At 47.7% G+C, this 19,009-nt stretch carries 18 protein-coding genes; 2 read left to right on the forward strand and 16 right to left on the reverse strand.

All coding sequences use genetic code 11. The annotated features are described in order from the left end of the window. The first annotated feature begins 3 nt into the window (after positions 1-3). Complete coding sequence (locus BMW71_RS09235; RefSeq protein ID WP_092172503.1) at positions 4-750, forward strand: MIP/aquaporin family protein; 747 nt, start codon at positions 4-6, stop codon at positions 748-750. Positions 751-758: 8 nt separating this feature from the next. Here the strand turns inward: BMW71_RS09235 and rodA are convergent, their stop codons facing one another. The 15 genes from rodA to BMW71_RS09310 all read right to left on the reverse strand — a co-directional run bounded on the left by rodA (position 759) and on the right by BMW71_RS09310 (position 16,490). Further along, positions 759-2,033 (reverse strand): rod shape-determining protein RodA, encoded by a 1,275-nt coding sequence (rodA, locus tag BMW71_RS09240; protein ID WP_092172506.1) that lies wholly within the window; start codon positions 2,031-2,033, stop codon positions 759-761. After that, entirely contained in the window at positions 2,034-3,836 is a 1,803-nt protein-coding gene (locus tag BMW71_RS09245) for a penicillin-binding transpeptidase domain-containing protein (protein WP_092172508.1), read from the reverse strand. After that, on the reverse strand, positions 3,837-4,358 hold the full coding sequence (gene mreD / locus BMW71_RS09250; RefSeq protein WP_092172511.1) for a rod shape-determining protein MreD: 522 nt from the start codon (positions 4,356-4,358) through the stop codon (positions 3,837-3,839). Then, positions 4,355-5,188, reverse strand: a complete 834-nt coding sequence (gene mreC, locus BMW71_RS09255; RefSeq protein ID WP_092172514.1) for a rod shape-determining protein MreC — start codon at positions 5,186-5,188, stop codon at positions 4,355-4,357. The genes mreD and mreC overlap by 4 nt, the downstream gene beginning before the upstream one ends. A gap of 7 nt (positions 5,189-5,195) precedes the next feature. Beyond that, the gene (locus tag BMW71_RS09260) at positions 5,196-6,224 is read right to left on the reverse strand and encodes a rod shape-determining protein (RefSeq protein ID WP_092172517.1); all 1,029 of its coding nucleotides are present in this window, start codon (positions 6,222-6,224) and stop codon (positions 5,196-5,198) included. 236 nt (positions 6,225-6,460) lie between these two features. Continuing rightward, positions 6,461-7,987, reverse strand: a complete 1,527-nt coding sequence (gene purH / locus BMW71_RS09265) for a bifunctional phosphoribosylaminoimidazolecarboxamide formyltransferase/IMP cyclohydrolase (protein WP_092172838.1) — start codon at positions 7,985-7,987, stop codon at positions 6,461-6,463. A gap of 133 nt (positions 7,988-8,120) precedes the next feature. Then, positions 8,121-8,678: a phosphoribosylglycinamide formyltransferase gene (gene purN, locus BMW71_RS09270; RefSeq protein WP_092172520.1), complete on the reverse strand. Its 558-nt coding sequence runs from the start codon at positions 8,676-8,678 to the stop codon at positions 8,121-8,123. An 82-nt stretch (positions 8,679-8,760) separates the two neighbouring features. Next, the gene (locus BMW71_RS09275) at positions 8,761-9,702 is read right to left on the reverse strand and encodes a glycoside hydrolase family protein (protein ID WP_092172523.1); all 942 of its coding nucleotides are present in this window, start codon (positions 9,700-9,702) and stop codon (positions 8,761-8,763) included. Positions 9,703-9,731: 29 nt separating this feature from the next. After that, on the reverse strand, positions 9,732-10,604 hold the full coding sequence (locus BMW71_RS09280; RefSeq protein WP_092172526.1) for a geranylgeranylglycerol-phosphate geranylgeranyltransferase: 873 nt from the start codon (positions 10,602-10,604) through the stop codon (positions 9,732-9,734). Positions 10,605-10,702: 98 nt separating this feature from the next. Further along, the gene (locus tag BMW71_RS09285) at positions 10,703-11,479 is read right to left on the reverse strand and encodes a Rossmann-like and DUF2520 domain-containing protein (RefSeq protein ID WP_092172528.1); all 777 of its coding nucleotides are present in this window, start codon (positions 11,477-11,479) and stop codon (positions 10,703-10,705) included. Between the two features lie 201 nt (positions 11,480-11,680). Further along, positions 11,681-14,209, reverse strand: a complete 2,529-nt coding sequence (gene ccsA, locus BMW71_RS09290; RefSeq protein ID WP_092172530.1) for a cytochrome c biogenesis protein CcsA — start codon at positions 14,207-14,209, stop codon at positions 11,681-11,683. Positions 14,210-14,249: 40 nt separating this feature from the next. Further along, on the reverse strand, positions 14,250-14,666 hold the full coding sequence (locus BMW71_RS09295) for a cytochrome c maturation protein CcmE domain-containing protein (RefSeq protein WP_092172533.1): 417 nt from the start codon (positions 14,664-14,666) through the stop codon (positions 14,250-14,252). Positions 14,667-14,669: 3 nt separating this feature from the next. After that, entirely contained in the window at positions 14,670-14,912 is a 243-nt protein-coding gene (locus BMW71_RS09300; protein ID WP_092172536.1) for a CcmD family protein, read from the reverse strand. 1 nt (position 14,913) lies between these two features. After that, positions 14,914-15,588: a cytochrome c biogenesis protein CcsA gene (gene ccsA, locus BMW71_RS09305; RefSeq protein ID WP_092172538.1), complete on the reverse strand. Its 675-nt coding sequence runs from the start codon at positions 15,586-15,588 to the stop codon at positions 14,914-14,916. Between the two features lie 236 nt (positions 15,589-15,824). Continuing rightward, positions 15,825-16,490, reverse strand: a complete 666-nt coding sequence (locus BMW71_RS09310) for a heme exporter protein CcmB (RefSeq protein ID WP_092172541.1) — start codon at positions 16,488-16,490, stop codon at positions 15,825-15,827. Positions 16,491-16,672: 182 nt separating this feature from the next. Here BMW71_RS09310 and BMW71_RS09315 point away from each other — a divergent pair, with 182 nt between their 5' ends. Next, positions 16,673-17,716, forward strand: coding sequence for a dihydrodipicolinate synthase family protein (locus tag BMW71_RS09315; RefSeq protein ID WP_244891127.1), 1,044 nt, complete (start codon positions 16,673-16,675; stop codon positions 17,714-17,716). Here BMW71_RS09315 and serS read toward each other — a convergent pair. Further along, positions 17,709-18,986: a serine--tRNA ligase gene (serS, locus tag BMW71_RS09320; protein ID WP_092172844.1), complete on the reverse strand. Its 1,278-nt coding sequence runs from the start codon at positions 18,984-18,986 to the stop codon at positions 17,709-17,711. The genes BMW71_RS09315 and serS overlap by 8 nt on opposite strands. Between the last annotated feature and the right edge of the window lie 23 nt (positions 18,987-19,009).

Raw genomic sequence — 19,009 nt, forward strand, 5'->3', positions numbered from 1 at the left:
TGTATGAACGTATTTGTAGCCGAATTCGTCGGGACATCCCTGCTGCTAGCCATGGGCTCGGGTGTTGTGGCCAACGTGGTCCTGAACAAGACAAAGGGTTTCAATTCTGGTTGGATTGTTATCACGACTGCCTGGGCATTGGGTGTTTTTATTGGCGTGGTAGTGGCTGGTCCTTACAGTGGGGCACACTTAAATCCTGCGGTAAGTATTGGTTTGGCACTTGCCGGAGATTTTGAGTGGATGCTGGTGCCCAAGTACGTGCTGGCCCAGGTACTCGGCGCCATGTTTGGCTCTGGGATTGCCTGGCTGGTGTACAAAGACCATTTTGATGCAACGGATGACCCCGGATTAAAATTTGCCCCATTTGGGACGGTACCTGCGATACGAAACCTACCTTCCAATTTACTTTCAGAAATGGTAGGTACCTCGGTGTTGATCATCGTGATTTTGTATTCTACCGGACCGGTTTTGGAAGACGGCCGGAATACACCCATCGGCCTGGGTTCGCTTGGCGCACTCCCTGTAGCGTTTTTGGTTTGGGTGATTGGTCTTTCCCTGGGAGGTACTACGGGGTACGCCATCAATCCGGCCAGAGATCTAGGTCCCAGAATTATGCACCAACTGTTGCCCATAAAAGGCAAGGGCAGTTCCGATTGGGGGTATAGTTGGGTGCCAATCCTTGGTCCAATATTGGGTGCGGCGGTGGCGGCTGGAATTTACTTGCTCTTGGGTGTCGGGGGCATGGTATAAATCCTGTATTAATAGCTTCTGCCGAGAATTTGAATGCGATGGGAGTCCAGTTTAACGAAGATGAATAAAAGCAAGGTAAACGACCACAAGGACGAACCGCCGTAACTAAAAAATGGCAAGGGAATGCCGACCACCGGAAACAAGCCGATAGTCATCGCAATGTTGATAGCAAAATGAAAAAAGAGCAAACTCACCACGCAGTAGCCGTAGATTCGGGAAAAGCGTGTCTTTTGTCGCTCCGCGAGGAAAATAAGCCGCAGTAACAAGGCGACAAAAAGCGAAATCATCACGAGGCTTCCCGTCCATCCAAATTCCTCTCCCAGTGTACAGAAGATAAAATCGGTGTGCTGTTCCGGCACAAAATCGAATTTGGTCTGGGTTCCCTCCAAATAGCCTTTTCCGAGAAGTCCTCCGGAGCCGATGGCGATCTTGGACTGGGTTACGTTCCAGCCGACACCCAATGGGTCCACGTCGGGATCAAAAAGAACCATGATTCTGTTTTGCTGGTGTGGGGGGAGTTTTTCTACCACCTTGTCCAGGCTGTAGGAGTAGCCTGCCATCAGCAGCCCCAGAAGAACTATTCCCAGCATATTTTTCCAGGATTTTTTGCTCGCCAGTACCAATAATAGCACCAAAAAGCCCAATCCTCCGAATACGTACCAGGAATTCTCCACAGCAAGGGTGACTACCGACAGGCCGATCAAGCCAAGGGAAAACACGTAGTACTTTTGTGGCATTCCTTCCCGGTAAAGCATGATAAAAAAGGAGCTGTATACCATGGCCGTACCCGTGTCCGGCTGGAGCATGATCAAGGAAACAGGAAGCAAGACGATGCCTATTGCCTTCAGCTGATAGCTCAGTTTGCTCAAGTCAAAGGTGGGGTTTTCCATGAGTTTTGCCAGGGCCAAAGCGGTGGCAAATTTTGCAAACTCTGCGGGCTGGAGCCGGAAAACACCCAGTTCAAACCAGGCTCGCTGTCCATTGATTTCCTTTCCGATAAATGGGGTTAAGAACAAAATGACGACAAAAAAGAGGTACAGTACCAAACTCAGATTCTGAAAGAGCCTGTAATCGGCAACCATGATCAATACAATTAACAGGATGGCGGTTCCAATCCACACCAGCTGTTTCCCGGAATTGATGGAAAAGTCAAAAATCGACGTGGCATTTTGCTCGTCGTAGACGGCCGCATAAATGTTGAGCCATCCCACTAAAACCAGTGCAAAATACAACCCGATGGTTACCCAGTCGATCCGATCGAAATATGTTTCTTTCTGTCTCAATTAATAAATAAAATCACCGGCCAATACATACTCTTCCAACAGGGGCCTATTAATTTCTCCGGTCAGGTATTTTTCGATCAAAAGGCTCGCCGTACTTGCAGCGGCCCGGCCTCCCCATCCCGCATTCTCTACGTATACCGCAATAGCGATTTTGGGATCTTCTTTCGGGGCAAATGCGATAAAAACCGAATGGTCTTCACCTGCCGGATTTTGTGCCGTACCGGTTTTTCCAGCGATGGCTATGTCCTTCATGATTGCCCGGGAAGCAGTACCGGATAAGGCCGCTTCCATGGCATCTTGAATCAAATCAAAATGAACCGAATCAACCCCTGTGTACCACTTGGTTTTGAACTTTTCGGGAATTCGGGACGGGTCCCCACCGATGGCCTTGATCAAATGCGGGGTGTAGTAGTATCCTTTATTGGCAAATATTGCCGCCAGGTTGGCCATTTGAAGGGGGGTCACCAGCATTTCACCCTGCCCAATGGAAAGGGAATAAATGGTCGAATACTTCCAGCGTCCTTCCCCGTAAATGCGGTCATACAGCTGGCTGGAAGGGATGGACCCTCCTTTTTCACCATGGATATCGATACCCAGGCGCTCACCCAATCCGAATTTCCTAACCGATTCTCCCCATTGATCCAGGCCGATTTGGGTGTCTTTGTAGGTGTTCGGGGAAATTTCCCGGTTGATTATCTGTCGAAATGCCTGATGGTAATAGGGATTGCAGGAGTTTCGAATGGCTCCAAACAGGTTGGTGGGGCTGGCGTGTTCGTGGCAGTTTACCAGGGCTTTGTTGCAGGCAAAGGTCGTATTAGGGGTTAATATACCCTCCTGCAGCCCGATTAGCGATTGAACAATTTTAAATATGGACCCCGGGGGATACATAGCCATAATGGGCCGGTTGAAAAGGGGTTTCTCCGGATCGAGGTTGAGGGATTGGTAATTTTGGCCAAATTTAGCTCCGGTAAGAATGTTGGGATCGTATACAGGGGCAGAAATCATCGTCAGGATTTCTCCCGATTTTGGCTCAATAGCGACTACGGAACCCCGCTTTCCCTCCATTAGCTTTTCCCCATAAACCTGTAAATCCAGGTCCAGAGTGGACTGCAGGTTTTCTCCGGGGAGGGACAGTGTATCCAGGTCGCCATTTTTAAATGCACCTTTTTCTATCCCTCGCACATTTACCAGCTTGTATTTGGCTCCTTTTTTTCCCCGCAAGTCGGGCTCGTAATAGGATTCGATTCCACTCAAACCTACGTAGTCCCCTTGGGAATAATACTGCGAATTGTCGCGGTTAAGTTGAGAAGCATTGATTTCTCCGATATACCCAAGTGCGCTGGAAGCTGCCGATTGGGGATAAGACCGAACGGAGCGGGTCATGACAAACAGTCCTTTGTAATCGATGAGGAAATCCTGAATTCCCGCAAATTCCTCTTTGGAAATCTGTTTGATCAGTGGCGAGGGCTTTACCCAGGAATACTTTTTTGCCGCGTTGAAATTGGTAACCAGAAGCTCCTTTTCCACACCGAAAAGCTCACAAAACCTGGCCGTATCTTCCAGGTTAAATTCCCTTGGGATCACCATCAGGTCAAAAACCGGGTCGTTAAAAACAAGAAGCGAATTGTTTCGGTCGTATACCAGTCCACGGTAGGGATGATCCACGACACGTTGGATGGCGTTTTTTTCCGCTTTCCTCAAATAGCTGTCATCCGTAACCTGAATTAAAAATAATTTTCCCAACAGCACAAATGCTATCAACCCAATGCTGACTGCAACAACCAACGACCTACCTGTATACATTTATAGTACCCTTTCTTTTCGATAAAATATTGCTTGCACGATGCTTCCAAGAATAAACGTGAAAGCGGTGCTACTTACTACACGTATAACGAGTGGCAGGTATACTTCTGTTCCTAAACTGTCGATATAAAAAAACAGCAAGTGGTGAAGCAGTAACAATGGCAGGCTATAAAACGAAAACCAACCAATGCCCATGTTTAGTAACGTAGGTGGTACATTGTCGTCATAGCCCCCAGTGGGCGTATTTACCTTGATCCAGGAGTTTCTGATAAACCCCACCAACACGCCACTGGCCGCATGCATGCCCAGGCTGTCGTAAAACAAATCGATGAGCAGCCCCATGAAGAAACCAATAAGCATGAGTGGAATAGTCGGCATTTCGTGCGGAAGGCTCAAAATAAAAAACACATAGAGAAAACAAAAGGCATAGCCAAACAAGACCAAATCCTTGAGAATAAATACCTGAATCAGGAAATAGACCAAAAAACTACCACTGTATTTTAAAATTTTACCTGAGCTCATAGTCCTGGGGCGCTGTTTTCTATCTCCAAACTATCCAATTCCTCCCGAAGGTAGTTTTCTACCAAATAGACGTAATTCAACCGGCTGTAATCGGCACTTAAAGTCAGGGTGATGTCCAGGTAATTTCCTTCAACCCCCGGTCTGACCTCTTTTACTTTTCCTATGGAAATTCCTTCCGGAAAGACGGCGTTGTATCCCGAGGTGACGATTTCTTGCCCAGGGACAACCTCTACATGGCGGGGCACATACAGCAATTTGGCCTCATCCGATTTGAGTCCGTCCCATTGGGTGGACCCGATGACTTCCGTATCCTTGATTTTGGAGGAGATCAATAGGTCGGTATGTAATACGGAAATGACCGAAGAAAAATGAGTGCTTGAACCCTTCACCCGGCCGATTACCCCTTGTTCATTAAAAACCCCCATTCCCTCTTTTATTCCGTGAATGATTCCCTTATTGAGTGTCAGGTAATTTTGGCTGAGGTGAATGGAGTTATTGATCACTCTGGCCGACCAGAATTCGAAGGAATTGGCCAGGACGCTATCCAGCGTAAACTCCACCGAATCCCGAACAGGGGTGAGTTGGTCTAGCCGGTTGAGCAGAGAGGCATTTTTTTCTGCCAGCGATTGGTTGACGGTGTAGAGCGAAAAATAAGACATGAAATTGGTTTTCACTGCAAGCAGGTTTCCGGTCAGTTTGTTGCTACTATTGAAAAAAACGGCACCCTGTGGTGAATTATGTGTGAAAACGATCCCTACGGCCAACATCTCCAGGACTAGAAAAAGAATAAGTGCCCTCAGACGGTATAAAAATAAAACTATTTGTTGCATTCTGCTTTTACGTCATGAGTACGGTTCTAAAATTATTGATATTTTTTAATGCATTTCCGGTGCCTCTGACCACTGCGCGTAGCGGGTCTTCTGCAATATGGATCGGTAATTTGGTTTTTTGGTGCAACCGCCGGTCCAGGCCTTTGAGTAATGCGCCGCCTCCCGTCAGGTGAATGCCATTATCGTAGATATCCGCAGAGAGCTCCGGAGGTGCAATCTCCAATGCCTTTAAAACGGCTTCTTCGATTTTCGAAACCGATTTGTCCAATGCAAAGGCAATCTCGGAATACGAGACTTTGATGACTTTCGGAATACCTGTCATCAAGTCCCTACCCCGGATTTCGTAATCCTCCGGCGCATCGTCCAATTCGGTCAGGGCAGAACCAATCGCAATTTTGACCTTTTCTGCAGAGCGTTCACCGATCAGCAGGTTATGCTGCCGGCGCATGTAGTCCAAAATGTCTTTGGTAAACGTGTCGCCGGCCACCCGGATGGATTGATCCGCCACAATCCCGGATAAGGCGATCAAGGCGATTTCTGTGGTACCTCCTCCAATATCAACGATCATGGAACCCATCGGTTTTTCGATGTCAATCCCGATACCTATAGCAGCGGCAATTGGTTCGTAGATCATGTAGACTTCTTTTCCACCCGCATGTTCGGCCGAATCCCGTACGGCTCTTTTTTCTACTTCCGTAATGCCAGACGGAATACAGATCACCATCCGGTGGGATTGGGGAAACATGCCCTTGTTGTGTCCAGGAATCATCTTAATGAGGCCCCGGATCATTTGTTCCGCCGCGTAAAAATCGGCGATCACACCGTCTTTTAAGGGACGGATGGTTTTGATGTTTTCATGCGTTTTCTCGTGCATGTTCATGGCTTCCCTGCCCACGGCGAGCACTTTATTATTGGTCTTATCGATCGCAATGATCGATGGCTCGTCCACCACTATTTTCTCTTTATGAATTATAAGTGTATTGGCTGTACCCAAATCAATGGCAATGTCACTGGAAAAAAAGTCAAATAATCCCATCTTGGTCCTTTCTAAATTAAATGATTATTGGTTCTTTAAAGTTAGCACATTTCGGCCCTTTAAAAGAACGGGTGCTCACAAAAATAGTACCTTATTTCGGATTTATTCCGTTAAGCATTCCCCTATTTATTCGTAATTATTTGGAAACCAGGAAAAATTCGGCGAAGGGGAAAACCTTCGCTGAATTTTTTTTCAGCCTGTGCCACAGGTTGCAGCTGGCAAAAGGATACGGCGTATCAATGCTTGAAATGACGGACTCCTGTCATTACCATACTCATACCGTGTGCATCGCAGTAGTCGATACTTTCTTTGTCTTTTATAGAGCCCCCTGGCTGAACGACTGCCCGAATTCCCGCCTGATCGGCTATTTCTACACAATCTGGAAAAGGGAAAAAGGCGTCGGAGGCCATCACTGCACCTTGCAGATCAAAGCCAAATTCCCGTGCTTTTTCAATGGCTTGTTTCAGCGCATCCACTCGGCTGGTTTGACCCACCCCGCTGGAAAACAACTGATCTTTATTACTCAGAACGATCGTATTGGACTTGGTATGTTTGCAAATTTTCAGCGAAAATACCAGGGCGTCCATCTCGTCGGCCGTAGGCGCTTTCTTGGTTGCCACCTCAAAATCAGCCTTGCTTTCCGTTTTCAGGTCTTTGTCTTGCTGAACAAAGCCATTCAGAAGTGTTTTTACCTGATGTGTCCCAGTGAGTTTGATTTTTTTCTTCAGCAGAATTCGGTTTTTCTTCCCTTTCAAGAGATCCAATGCAGCTTCCTCATAGTCCGGTGCTATCAACACCTCAAAAAACAGGCCATGCATGGCCTCTGCTGCCGGTAGGTCTACTGGCTTGTTGGTAATCAATACCCCTCCAAAAGCAGAAATCGTATCCGCAGCAAAGGCCTTTTCGTAGGCTTCCTTCACCGTTTGCCCCAATGCTACCCCACAGGCGTTGGTATGTTTGAGAATGGCAAATGCGGTTTCGTCTGGAAATTCATCGATTAGTGCCACAGCAGCATCTACATCAACAAGGTTGTTGTAAGAGAGCTCTTTTCCATTTAATTGGTCGAACAACTCGCTTAAATCACCGAAAAAGTGAGCGCTCTGATGGGGGTTTTCTCCGTATCGAAGCTGTTTGGCCTTGTTTTCGCTGACCTTCAATGCCGGAATCTTTTCTTCCCGGTTGAAATAGGTAAAGATCTGGCTATCGTAATGCGAAGAAACATGAAAAGCCCGGGCAGCAAAGTACCTTCGGTCTCCTAAGGAAAGGCTTCCATTTTGGGAACGGAGCTTTTCTTCCAATTCTCCGTATTGTTCCCGGGAGGCTACGATCGTCACATCCTGAAAATTTTTTGCAGCAGCACGAATAAGGGCAATTCCGCCGATATCGATTTTTTCAATGATGGCCTCTTCCGGTGCACCCGATGCCACGGTCTCTTCAAACGGATACAGGTCCACGATGACCAAATCGATCGCTGGAATGGCATATTCTTTTGCCTGGTTCACATCCGCGTCGTTTGCCCTTCGGTGGAGGATTCCTCCAAATACCTTCGGGTGGAGGGTTTTTACCCTTCCTCCAAAAATGGAGGGATAGCCGGTAAGTTCCTCTACAGGAGTGACGTCGGCACCTTGCTCTTCGATAAACTTCTGGGTGCCTCCGGTAGAATATATTTTCACGCCCTGTTGTTTGAGAAGGGCAATAATGGGCTCAAGGTTGTCTTTATAAAAGACAGAAATTAGTGCAGATTGTATTTTCTTTTCAGCCATTAGGTTCGTTATTTTTTTCCTTTTCCAAAGCAGGCAATAGATCCAACTCTTTACCGCCAATAGTTCGGAAAATTCATCGGTAAGTAAACTAGTTTGATTCGTTTAAGAGGGCAAAGTTAGAAAAATCAGGGCATTAAATCAGGCTTTCGATCACATTTGGGTAGTATTTGTGTTCGAGTTCGTGTACTTTTTCGGCGATTTGCTCGGGACTGTCCGCCTCGGCAATCGGAACGGCTGCCTGAAAAACGATTTTTCCTTCATCGTAATTCTCGTTGACCAAATGAATCGTGATACCGGTTTCCCTGTCTCCTGCTTGCTTCACAGCCTGATGAACGTTCATCCCGTACATACCTCTCCCACCATAATTGGGGAGTAGGGCAGGATGGATGTTGACGATTTTGTCCGGGAATTGCTGTATCAGCGCAGGTGGGATTTGCAGCAAAAACCCGGCAAGAACGAGCAAATCCACCTGGTGGTGTCGAAGTGTTTCTGCCAAGCCTCCGTTTTTCAGGTCGGCTTTAGAAAAAACAACGGTAGGAACGTCAAACATTTTTGCTCGCTCCAGTGCGTAGGCCTCTTTTTTATTGGAGGCGAGCAAGACAATTTTTCCTTTGGGAGATTGGCGGAAGTATTCCATGATTTTTTGGGCGTTGGTCCCACTTCCGGAGGCTAGAATGGCAATGTTTTTCAAGATAAGCGGTGGTTTTGGTTCAGCTACAAAATTACAAAGGAAAATGAACGGCGTTTAGGTCACGTGTGGAAAAAACCAGCGGCTACTCCGAAGGGAAATGAACCACTACCTCAGGGTGCATGGTGTAAAACCGAAACCGGGCGCCGTCGTGGACCAATATACCACTTGATTTGTTGTCCCCAGTGATGGGATTTTGAGGATATTTTGTCCAGTGAATCAAATCGCTGGACACGGCAACATTCATCGTCCAATCACTCCAGTCTTCCAGTGAGGTACCGTGGTAAAAGGCGTAATAGTAGCCTTGGTAGCGAATTACCTGATTTACTGCCAACCCGTACTGATCGTAGGTTTCCGGCCCCATACGGATCACCGGATCGTCCTGTACGTTGGTCCATACCTTACGATCGGTGGAGGTGGCCAACCAGATGCCCTGGTCGTTTCGTTCGTAAAACAGGTGCCAGGTTCCGTCTTCCACCCAAACACTGGGCGTACCATAGGGACCTTCGTCCAAGGGTGACCCGTCGGTTTTTCGGATATCCAGGCTACCCTGGTTTTCCCAATGGATTTTATCGGTAGAGGTCAGCATTTTCGCAATGTCGTCTTTTCCTTCAGCAAACATGTAGTACGTTTCTCCCTCTTTCCAAACCATCATGTCTTCTACCCAGCTTGCTTCGAAAATGGGATTGGCGTCGGAACGCTCCCAATGAAAACCGTCCTCCGAAAAGGCATAGCCCAGTTTGAGGATGGTACCCGGATCGTATCCTTCAAAACCCGTATACCACAGGTGATACCCGTCTTCCTCTTTTAGGATAAACCCCCTTTCCCGGATCTTTCGGTCCCAGGTATCTTCACCTGTACCTCTAAATATGGGGTTGTCAGGCAGAGGAGAAAAGGAGATGATTTCTTTGGGGAATGGATTGGTGGCTGCAGGGTCACCGTTTTCTGTGTCGCCGGATTCGGATCGGCAAGCAAAGAAAAGCAAACCAAGAACAAAGAAGGCGAATTGTATCAAAACGTGTTTCATCCTCCAATATACAGTAATGTGCGAAAAGATTAAAGAAAGCTCATGCTTAGAATACCAGTTAGCATGAGTAGTTTAGACAGTTTACTCAATTCTGTAAAATGAGACCTGCGGTCGGCTTTGTAAATTTTAAACATGAACAAGCAGAAAAATATGCTTAGAATGCCAAAATAAAAGAATAAAAGCGGTTCGTTAAGCCGGAAGGTCACGATGAGAATGGCTGCGACGAAAAAGAAAGCGATGATGAAAATAACTTGTTTCGTCTTTCTGAAGCCCAATACAATGGGGAGGGTCCGGCAGCCGTGTTTTCGGTCCCCATTTCGGTCTTCGATGTCTTTCAGAATTTCCCGGATTAGATTAATAAAGAAGGCAAACAAGGCGTAGGTAAGGATCAGTAGCTCTGCTTTTTGGTAATAGAGTCCTACAATCCAAATGGCCAGGCCGGTAAGTGACGCGACGGTAAGGTTGCCAATAAAGGGGAGGCGCTTGAGTGAATTGCTGTACAGCCAAAGCAGGAAAGCAGCAATAAAGGTAATGGCACCGATCTTTGGGTGCACCAGCACCCCTAGTAAAATACCCACTAGATTCATTACGGTGTGTAGAATCATGACCATTCTCCGCTTCATTCCTCTCCCAATGACCACGGCTTTGGGTCGGTTTACGTAGTCGATCTTCACATCGTAGTAATCGTTGATCATGTACCCGGAGGCAGTCAGAATCACCGTGGAAGTGACCAGGAGGTATAGGTGATAATCCAGCAAAACCGGCTGCCCCGAGCGGCTGGTTTCGATCAGGAAAAAAGCGGTCATGATCTGGGCAAATGCCACCAAGAGCAGGTTTCCCGGGCGAATAATCTTCACAAAGGCACTAAACGTAAAGACCGGGGATGCCTGCAATTTTCTCATGGTACAAAATAACGACAAAAGGACCAATGAGGATACTATTTCCCGGAAAAAATCCCCATCATTTGTGATTAATTAAAATGGCTACTGCTGATGGAATATCAGTGACTGTCAATGATGTTTTGAGAGATCACTTGGTAAATTTCTGCCAGTTTTTCGTCAGAGGAAAGGTAGTGGAGGTGGTTTTCCAGGGTGTCGAAGTCGCCTCGTACCGCCGGACCTGTCTGGGCAGCGCGCGCCCCCATCTGCAGGCTTTTGTTGATTTGTTCCACCACCAGTGGTTTCAGCATGTTGAAATCGAGTCCTTGCTGCCTCATCAGAGATTCTGCCAGTAGCAACATATGGTTTGTGAAATTTGAGGCAAAAACAGCGGCGATATGAATGGACCGGCGCTTGGCGGAAGAGACCAGATAACTGGGGGAAGAAAGGCTTTTACAGATGTTTTTGAGCATTTTCAGGGTTTCTGGCTCTTCGGATTCCAATAAAAAGGGGACTTCTTCAAAACCAATTTCTCTTCCTTTGCTTAGACTTTGCAGGGGGTAGAGGATCCCCGTATAATCGGCCGAACTGTAGGCCAGAATATCCAGGGGAAGTGTTCCGCTGGTATGCAGCAGGGTACTCCTCTCCGGGAGCAGAATGGCTTCGGCGATGTCGGGGATGGCGGCATCGCTGACAGCAAGGATGTAGATGCGTGCGGCACTTTCGGTGAAATCCAGGCTGTCACATGCCTCGGTCCCGTAAAGCCGGGAGGCAAGTTGCCCGGCAGCAGCGAGGTTTCTTCCGTAGACTTCGGTCACGACGTGCCCTGCGCTTTCCAAGGCTGCTGAAAGGTGGTAGGCCACGTTTCCGGTACCGATAATTGCTAGCTTGTATTTCATGGGGTTTATTATTGTCGTTAAGCGGTACTATGCCTGTCCCGACCTTCGGTTGCATCTCGCATGCGGCATAAATTCCCTTAAGGTTATGGCCTGCGGTATGCCATGCGGTCGGCCGGCTTGATTTCATGCCGGCAAATTAAAAAAAATAACCCCCAAAATTAATTGGGGGTTGGGATAATCGTTCAAGTAAAGCACCGGCATTTATTCCAGTCCCTTCTTTTTCATTTTCTGAAATTCGTCAAACCTACGGAAAATCGCAACCGAAAACCCAATGAGCATCACGATGGTGCCCAACCAGAGCACATTGATCATGGGCTTCACCGCCGCTTTCATGACCACGTAGTCCTTTTGGTAGGTGTCTACCTTGAAGACAAACTTGTTTTCCTCGGGGACAATGTTTTCCACCTCTACCCGAATTCCCAGGTCATTGTCGATGTCCGGAATTTTGCCTACCTGATTTCCTCGAATCAGGAAAATGGGCGCCAGCTTTTTCTCCACGTCGTAGTCTAGGATGGTAAGGTTGGCCTTCACCGCCACGTCTCCTTCTTCCAGCGGCAGGCCATCCAACTCGTTGACCACCTCGGCTCCCTCAAAGCGGGTAACAAAATCGTTGATGAAAAACTGTTCCCCGGGAGCTGCATTTACCCGATCGCCTTCTTTCCATTCCGGTTCTTCGTAGTCGTTGATTGCGGAAACGTGCGTGTAGAGGTCCCGGGTGAGGTATCGTTTGGAATCCGGCGAAGAGATCAACCCCATGGTGGGGTTTGGCTGAGACATGGGAAACAGGGTGAATTTCAGATCGTCTTCCTGGTAATACTCCACTTTGAAATAGGAGTTTTCTTCTAGTACCAACTTCACCGTATCTCCTTTCTGGTGGTACAGTTGGTCATTTATAGCGATGTCTCGTACGGCTATGGATTGGTTAATTTCGCCGGTGGCTTCCAGCGCATCCGCTTTGACATATCCAGGGACGCCTACTACCTTCTTGTACCTGCCTCGGTAGATGACCTCATATTCTTTCATCTGCAGGGGCTTGTTGATCCAGAGAAGGACATTTTCTTTGTTCAACTCGTCCTCCCAGTCTTTTTTATAGGTCAAGCCGGACATGTTGATGGAAATGGTGTCCGAATACCCGGAAGAAAACATCACCCCAATTAGCACCATGCCCAGTCCAATGTGTGCGAGGGAGCCTCCGGAGAGTTTGAATGTTTTCTTTTTAAGAAGCTTGATGAGTATGGTGCTATTGGCTACGATGGTAAAAGCCCCTGCCAAAACGATCACGATGTAGGTGATATCGTAAACTTTTCCAATGGTAATGATCAGGGCGGCCAGTACCATGGATACGATATAGGGCGTAATCAGGGCATTTTTCAAATCCTGTTTATCCATTTTATTCCACCAGAAAAACTGCCCGATACCGGTAAGCAAGGCCAAAGCCACGGCAAACCAGAGTTGGAACTTGGTGTAAAAACCAATCTGATCGGCTGGAGGCGCCAAATTAGAGAGCCCACCAAAGCTCTCCACCAGGGCGTTGTAAACCGGGATGGAGGTAGGTACGATGACCTGAAAAGCCATTAAACCCAAGGTAGTTGCACCGATAAAAATCCAAAATTCCCGGGAATACACAGAAGCTTCTTTTTCCGAAGTCGGGATGTGTTTCCATTCCCTGACCGCCAGGAAGATTGCCACGGCTAAAAAGAAGAGCATGTAAATCAATAACTGCCCGGAGAGGCCCAAATCGGTAAAGGAATGCACCGAAGAGTCACCCAATACCCCACTTCGGACCAAAAACGTGGCATACAATACCAAAATAAAGGAGCTGATCACCAGTACCATGGAGGTTTTCAAAGCAGTGGAACTCTTTTTAAACGTGATCATGGTGTGAATAGCTGCTACCATGATTAGCCAGGGAACATACACGGCATTCTCAACAGGGTCCCAATTCCAGTATCCGCCGAAATTGAGCGTAACATAGGCCCAGTAAGCCCCCATAATGATGCCCATTCCCAAAATCATGGCAGAAAATATGGCCCAGGGCAACGCTGGACGGATCCACTCGGAGTATTTTTTTAGCCCAAGACCGGCCATCAGGAAGGCAAAGGGGATCAGGGTGGAAGCGTAGCCTAAGAAAAGCGTGGGAGGGTGTATGACCATCCAAATATTTTGCAAAAGCGGATTTAATCCCGTGCCGTCCTCGGGGACAAATTCCGGATTGATCTGAAAGATCGGGGCTTCGGATACGTCCCGTAGCAACATAAACGGGGAACTTCCGATTTTTAGGTCGCCGATGACCACACCCAGAATCATGGAAACGAGAAATGCCTGTACCAGCATAAAAACCAGCATGACAGGACCTTCCCAAAATTTATTGGTGTGAATAACGACCAGGCCCAATACCACGTTCCAGAAAATCCAGAGGATAAATGCTCCTTCCTGCCCTTCCCAGAAACTCGAGATCATGTAATGAACCGGCAATCCCATGGAGGAATGCGAATAGGCATAAAAATATTCAAACCGGTGATTGTATATGATTTCGAACAAGGAAAACGCGATGGCTACCGATGCAATTCCGTGGATGTAGAACGTGATCCTGCTGAAATTTCGCCAGGATGCCTTTTCCAATTCGCCTGCACGGGTATAATAATAGTAAGAAACAGCCGATACCAAGGCACTGACAAAAGCCAGAATTACCATGAAATGGCCCAGGTTACCCATAAAGGTATTCATCATGTGTTACGTAATTTTAAAGGTGTGCGAAATTTCGGCAGTCTTATGAAGAGGCGGTTTTGACATCCGTTTCCTGGTATTTGGAAGGACATTTCATGAGGATTTTGTCCGCGACAAACATTTCCTCGCTCTTGTAGGTGCCGATGACTACCACTTGTTCGGATCGGATAAAATCCGCCGGAACCGGTTCGTTGTAGTACACTTGCTGTTCCGTCCCGTCATTGTCAACCATAATGAAGGTAAAGGAGGTTTTGTCCTGACCAACTTCGATGCCCACTACCTCTCCATTCCGGTCTTTTTTTAACTCGCCCACCACGTGGATAGCCTCGGTTTTGCCGTTGACTGCCATCGTTTTAGCCGTGGAAAAACTTTCGTAGGTGCTGGCATCTCCGATGGAGGTAATGATGATGATAATGGCCAGCCCAATGATTCCCAGGCCGATAATATGTCCTCTTTTCATGGTTTATTTGTTAAATCTTTTCTCCAGTCCGCTGATCTTCCGGTCTGTCTGTATGACATAAACCAGAATTCCCCCCAAAACAATTCCAATTATGGTTACTAAAACGTATATTTTTCCATCCGAGCGCATTCCATCTGCCATTTGAACGGAGGAGTTCTGATAATCTTCCTCAGTGATGCCTATTTTGTCCTGCGCTTTCAGACTGATGCTTGCCAGTAAAAGCATTGCAACGATGTATTTTTTCATGTTATTGATTGATCAAATGGTCTTCTAATTTTCTTTCCAGACGTCTGTAACGGACGCGAAGGGTGCTGATCCAGGCTCCCAATAGGGTCCACCCGATAATGGCGGGGTAAAATACCGTTCGCAGCTTGCTATCCATGTCATAGGCGTTAAACCCTGGATTTCCACCGTTTCCCGGATGGAGACTATCGGTCAGGCGGGGTAAAATGAAAATCAAGGGGATGAATGCGGCAAATGCAAAAATGCTGTATACAGCGCTTATTTTGGCCCGTTGGTACACGTCGGTCAACGAGTTACGCAAGACCAAATAGGCAAAATACATGAGCAAGCCAATGGCGGAAGCGTTTAATTTTGGGTCATTGGTCCAATAGTCGCCCCAGGTAAACTTTGCCCAGATCATTCCTGTGCTAATCCCTACCACCCCAAAGAGAATGGCCGTGTTTGTAAACTCCACTGCCAGGTCGTCGTACCTTAATTCTCCGGTGCGAAGATGCTTGACGCCGTAATACACCGAAACCATCAGCATTAGCAGCATCCCAAACCACATGGTGACGTGAAAAAAAAGCGCGCGAATGGTCTCGTTTAGAATCGGAAGTCGAGGCACCTCTATCAGCAGTCCCGCTACGATGGTGTAAGCCAGTAAGAGAATAGCCAGAATTTTCCACCAGTAAGTTTTCATAGACGATCAAATTTTGAGCAATATTGCCTTTTCTGGAACGCTTACTTCCGGTAAACGATCTTCGGGTAAGGAAGGGTTTTCGGAGGGCCGCGCTGCTTGAAAAAAGGCAGGTATTACCTGGTATAACCACAGGCAAAATTAAAGGTTTATACGTGATTTATTCACATTTGTCTGGTTTATTTGCTTATCGGTCAAAGCATCCGAGAAGGTGGCTCCTTTTGCTGCTAAAAGGCGTACTAACTGCGCCACAAGTAAGGGAAAAGAATGTACGAAGAAACGGCTACGATGGCGTTGATGGCAAGGAGGGTAAGGATTTTATCCAGATTTATTTCCCTGTCCAAGCCATCGATCGCGTTTTTTGAAACCTGAATGGCCATTAGCAAAATGGGAATCAAGACGGGAAAACTTAAAATTGCCATCAGGGTGCCGTTATTGCTGGCTTTCGAAGCAATGGCAGATACCATGGTAAGCGAAGCCGAGAAGCCAATGGCTCCCAGGAGTAGGTTGAGCAAAAACAGCGGTTGATCGGCAACCGGGTTGCCAAATACCAGGCCAAATACCAGGTAACCGAGTAAGGCCAGCACCAGCGTCAGAAGGGTGTTGTAAATGGTTTTGGACAGGATGATCGCTTCCGGGGAAGCAATCATGTAGTAGTACAATTGCCTTCCCTGGTGTTCCTGTATAAAGCTTTTTGCCACGGCATTCACCGAAGAAAACAGGATGATGATCCAATACAGCGCGTTCCATACGGGAACTCCCAGGTTTCCCTTACCCGCTCCCATACTAAGATAGGCGATAAAAATGGTGCTAACCACGTACAGGAGGATGCCATTGATGGCATATTTTTGGCGCCATTCCAGTACCGCCTCTTTCTTTACCAATAGAATAATCTCCTTCCACATACAGGACAAAGATAGGGATAGCCCGATATACTTTCGGGCAGATAGGGGATTAATTTACTCCATGGCGAGTGAGGATTAGCCCAAATTGCAAAAAAAAAGTATCCTACGTGTACAGCAGAAGTTTCCGCGTTTTTTTCCGGCTGACGCTGAACGGAACAAATTTCAAACCTTAGCTAATTGAGATGAACGAAAAGCAGAGCACAGGACTTGCCCAACGGAGAAGATTTCTAAAGCACCTCATCGTAGGAATGGCCGCAGGTACAGCCCCACTACCTAGGCTGCAGGCGAAGAATGCAACCACCCTTCCAGCCGATCAAAAGTCCTTTGTACCGGTCATGCTGACGCCGTATAAAAAGGACAAATCCATCGACTACAAGGGATTGGAAGCTTTGACCGACCATTACCTGGAAGCGGGAGCAAAGGGCATGTTTGCTAACTGCCTGAGTAGCGAAATGTATGAATTAACTCCAGAAGAACGCCTGAGGGTCACAAAAACCGTTGTAAAACGGGTCAATGGTCGGTTTCCCGTAGTTTCCACAGGATCCTTTGGCAGCAATGCCGGGGAAAAAGCTGATTTTACCAAGCGGCTTGCGGACACTGGCGTGGATGCGGTCATTTGCATTACCGCTCATTTTGCAGAGGCCGCCGAAACGGACGAGGCAATGATTCGCCGTTTGGAGGATTATCTCGGCCAAACCGAATCCCTGGCCTTGGGAACCTACGAATGTCCAAGGCCCTACAAACGGATCTTGTCCCGGAAGGTATTGGCGTTTCTTTTGGAAACGGATCGTCTGGTATACCACAAAGATACCACGGAAGATATCGATGCCATTCGTGAAAAATTGGCCGCATCCCGAGGTAGTGGATTGGACCTGTACAACGCTCATATGGGAAGTGCCGTGGGCTCGCTTCGCGAAGGAGCGGCCGGCTTGTCTCCAATAGCGGGGAATTATTACCCCGAAGTGATCGCCTGGATGTGTCAACATGCCACTGACCCAGAACGAAGGGAAGACGTGGATTGGCTTCAGGAGAAGGTTCGGGAGATGGAGACCCGGATTACCGCAAATTACCAGCTATCTTCCCGGTATTACCTAAACAAATCGGGTTTGCAACTGGAGTTGACAAGCCGGGGTGCCAACCAACCGCTTACCCCCGATCAACGGCTTGTCGTCGACCGGGCCTATGCGGAAGTACAGGTGTGGAAAGAAAGGCTGGGAATCAGCTAATCCATTCGAAGCCCAGGTAGGGCACCAATACCTGCGGCATGCGTATGCCCTGGTCGCTTTGGTTGTTTTCGAGTAGAGCTGCCACAATTCGAGGCAATGCCAAAGCACTGCCGTTAAGCGTGTGCGCCAATACGGTCTTTTTGTCCTGATTTTTGAAGCGGAGTTTTAGGCGATTGGATTGGTAGGTTTCAAAATTGCTCACCGAACTCACCTCCAACCAGCGTTCCTGCGCTGCAGAGAAGACCTCCATGTCATAGGTAAGGGCAGCCGTGAACCCCATGTCTCCTCCGCAAAGGCGCAGCACGCGGTAGGGCAGCTCCAATTTTTGCAGCAGCCCCTGCACATGCAGGCTCATCTCCTCCAGACTCGGATAGGATTGGTCGGGGTGGGTGATTTGAACAATTTCGACCTTGTCAAATTGATGCAGCCGGTTTAGCCCCCGCACGTGTGCTCCCCAGTTTCCGGCCTCTCTTCTGAAACAAGGTGTGTACCCGGCATTTTTTTTGGGAAGATCACTTTCACTAAGCACCTCATTACGGTACATGTTGGTGATGGGTACCTCGGCCGTGGGGATCAGGTAAAGCCCATCCGCGCCAGCCAAGTACATCTGCCCTTCCTTGTCCGGTAATTGACCTGTGGCATAGCCGCTTTCTTCGTTGATTAAGATTGGGGGTTGTACCTCCTTGTAGCCTGCCTTTTCGGCCTCATCCAGGAAAAAGTTTATCAACGCTCGTTGCAATTTGGCTCCTTTGCCTTTGTATACAGGAAACCCAGCGCCAGTTATTTTAACACCCAATTCGAAATCCACGATATCGTATTTTTTGATCAACTCCCAATGGGGCATTTTTTGCGTACCTGTTAACGCGGGAATGGTTCCCTTTTGCAAAACTACTTCGTTATCCTCAGCAGATTTTCCCGCCGGGACGGATGGGTGTGGAACATTGGGGATTGTATAAAGCAGACGGATTAGTGATTCCTCGCAGGTCGCGTAGTCCTCCTCCAGCGCTTTTACCTTTGATTTAATTGCTGCTGTTTGGCGTTTGGCGGCCTCGGCTTCCTCTTTTTTACCTTCTTTCATCAATTGCCCGATTTGTCTGGCCATGGCGTTGGACTCGGCTTGCAGGCCGTCCCGCTCTACCTGGGTCTGCTTCCGTTTATCGTCCAGTTTCAGCACTTCCTGAAGTAAAGATTCGGGTTCAGGAAGGTTTCTTTTTTTCAATCCTTCGCAGGCACGATCGAAATGATCTCTGATTTCATTTACCTGAAGCATGTGTATGGGGCTTTTTTCGTTGA

The organism is Cyclobacterium xiamenense, assembly GCF_900109255.1.
In the GTDB taxonomy this organism is placed as follows: Bacteria; Bacteroidota; Bacteroidia; order Cytophagales; family Cyclobacteriaceae; genus Cyclobacterium; species Cyclobacterium xiamenense.

Coding starts and splice junctions, on each gene's coding strand:
- BMW71_RS09235 (WP_092172503.1), top strand. CDS start 4: ATGAACGTATTTGTAGCCGAATTCGTCGGGACATCCCTGCTGCTAGCC.
- BMW71_RS09245 (WP_092172508.1), bottom strand. CDS start 3,836: ATGTATACAGGTAGGTCGTTGGTTGTTGCAGTCAGCATTGGGTTGATA.
- mreD (WP_092172511.1), bottom strand. CDS start 4,358: ATGAGCTCAGGTAAAATTTTAAAATACAGTGGTAGTTTTTTGGTCTAT.
- mreC (WP_092172514.1), bottom strand. CDS start 5,188: ATGCAACAAATAGTTTTATTTTTATACCGTCTGAGGGCACTTATTCTT.
- BMW71_RS09260 (WP_092172517.1), bottom strand. CDS start 6,224: ATGGGATTATTTGACTTTTTTTCCAGTGACATTGCCATTGATTTGGGT.
- purH (WP_092172838.1), bottom strand. CDS start 7,987: ATGGCTGAAAAGAAAATACAATCTGCACTAATTTCTGTCTTTTATAAA.
- BMW71_RS09275 (WP_092172523.1), bottom strand. CDS start 9,702: ATGAAACACGTTTTGATACAATTCGCCTTCTTTGTTCTTGGTTTGCTT.
- BMW71_RS09280 (WP_092172526.1), bottom strand. CDS start 10,604: ATGAGAAAATTGCAGGCATCCCCGGTCTTTACGTTTAGTGCCTTTGTG.
- BMW71_RS09285 (WP_092172528.1), bottom strand. CDS start 11,479: ATGAAATACAAGCTAGCAATTATCGGTACCGGAAACGTGGCCTACCAC.
- ccsA (WP_092172530.1), bottom strand. CDS start 14,209: ATGATGAATACCTTTATGGGTAACCTGGGCCATTTCATGGTAATTCTG.
- BMW71_RS09295 (WP_092172533.1), bottom strand. CDS start 14,666: ATGAAAAGAGGACATATTATCGGCCTGGGAATCATTGGGCTGGCCATT.
- BMW71_RS09300 (WP_092172536.1), bottom strand. CDS start 14,912: ATGAAAAAATACATCGTTGCAATGCTTTTACTGGCAAGCATCAGTCTG.
- ccsA (WP_092172538.1), bottom strand. CDS start 15,588: ATGAAAACTTACTGGTGGAAAATTCTGGCTATTCTCTTACTGGCTTAC.
- BMW71_RS09310 (WP_092172541.1), bottom strand. CDS start 16,490: ATGTGGAAGGAGATTATTCTATTGGTAAAGAAAGAGGCGGTACTGGAA.
- BMW71_RS09315 (WP_244891127.1), top strand. CDS start 16,673: ATGAACGAAAAGCAGAGCACAGGACTTGCCCAACGGAGAAGATTTCTA.
- serS (WP_092172844.1), bottom strand. CDS start 18,986: ATGCTTCAGGTAAATGAAATCAGAGATCATTTCGATCGTGCCTGCGAA.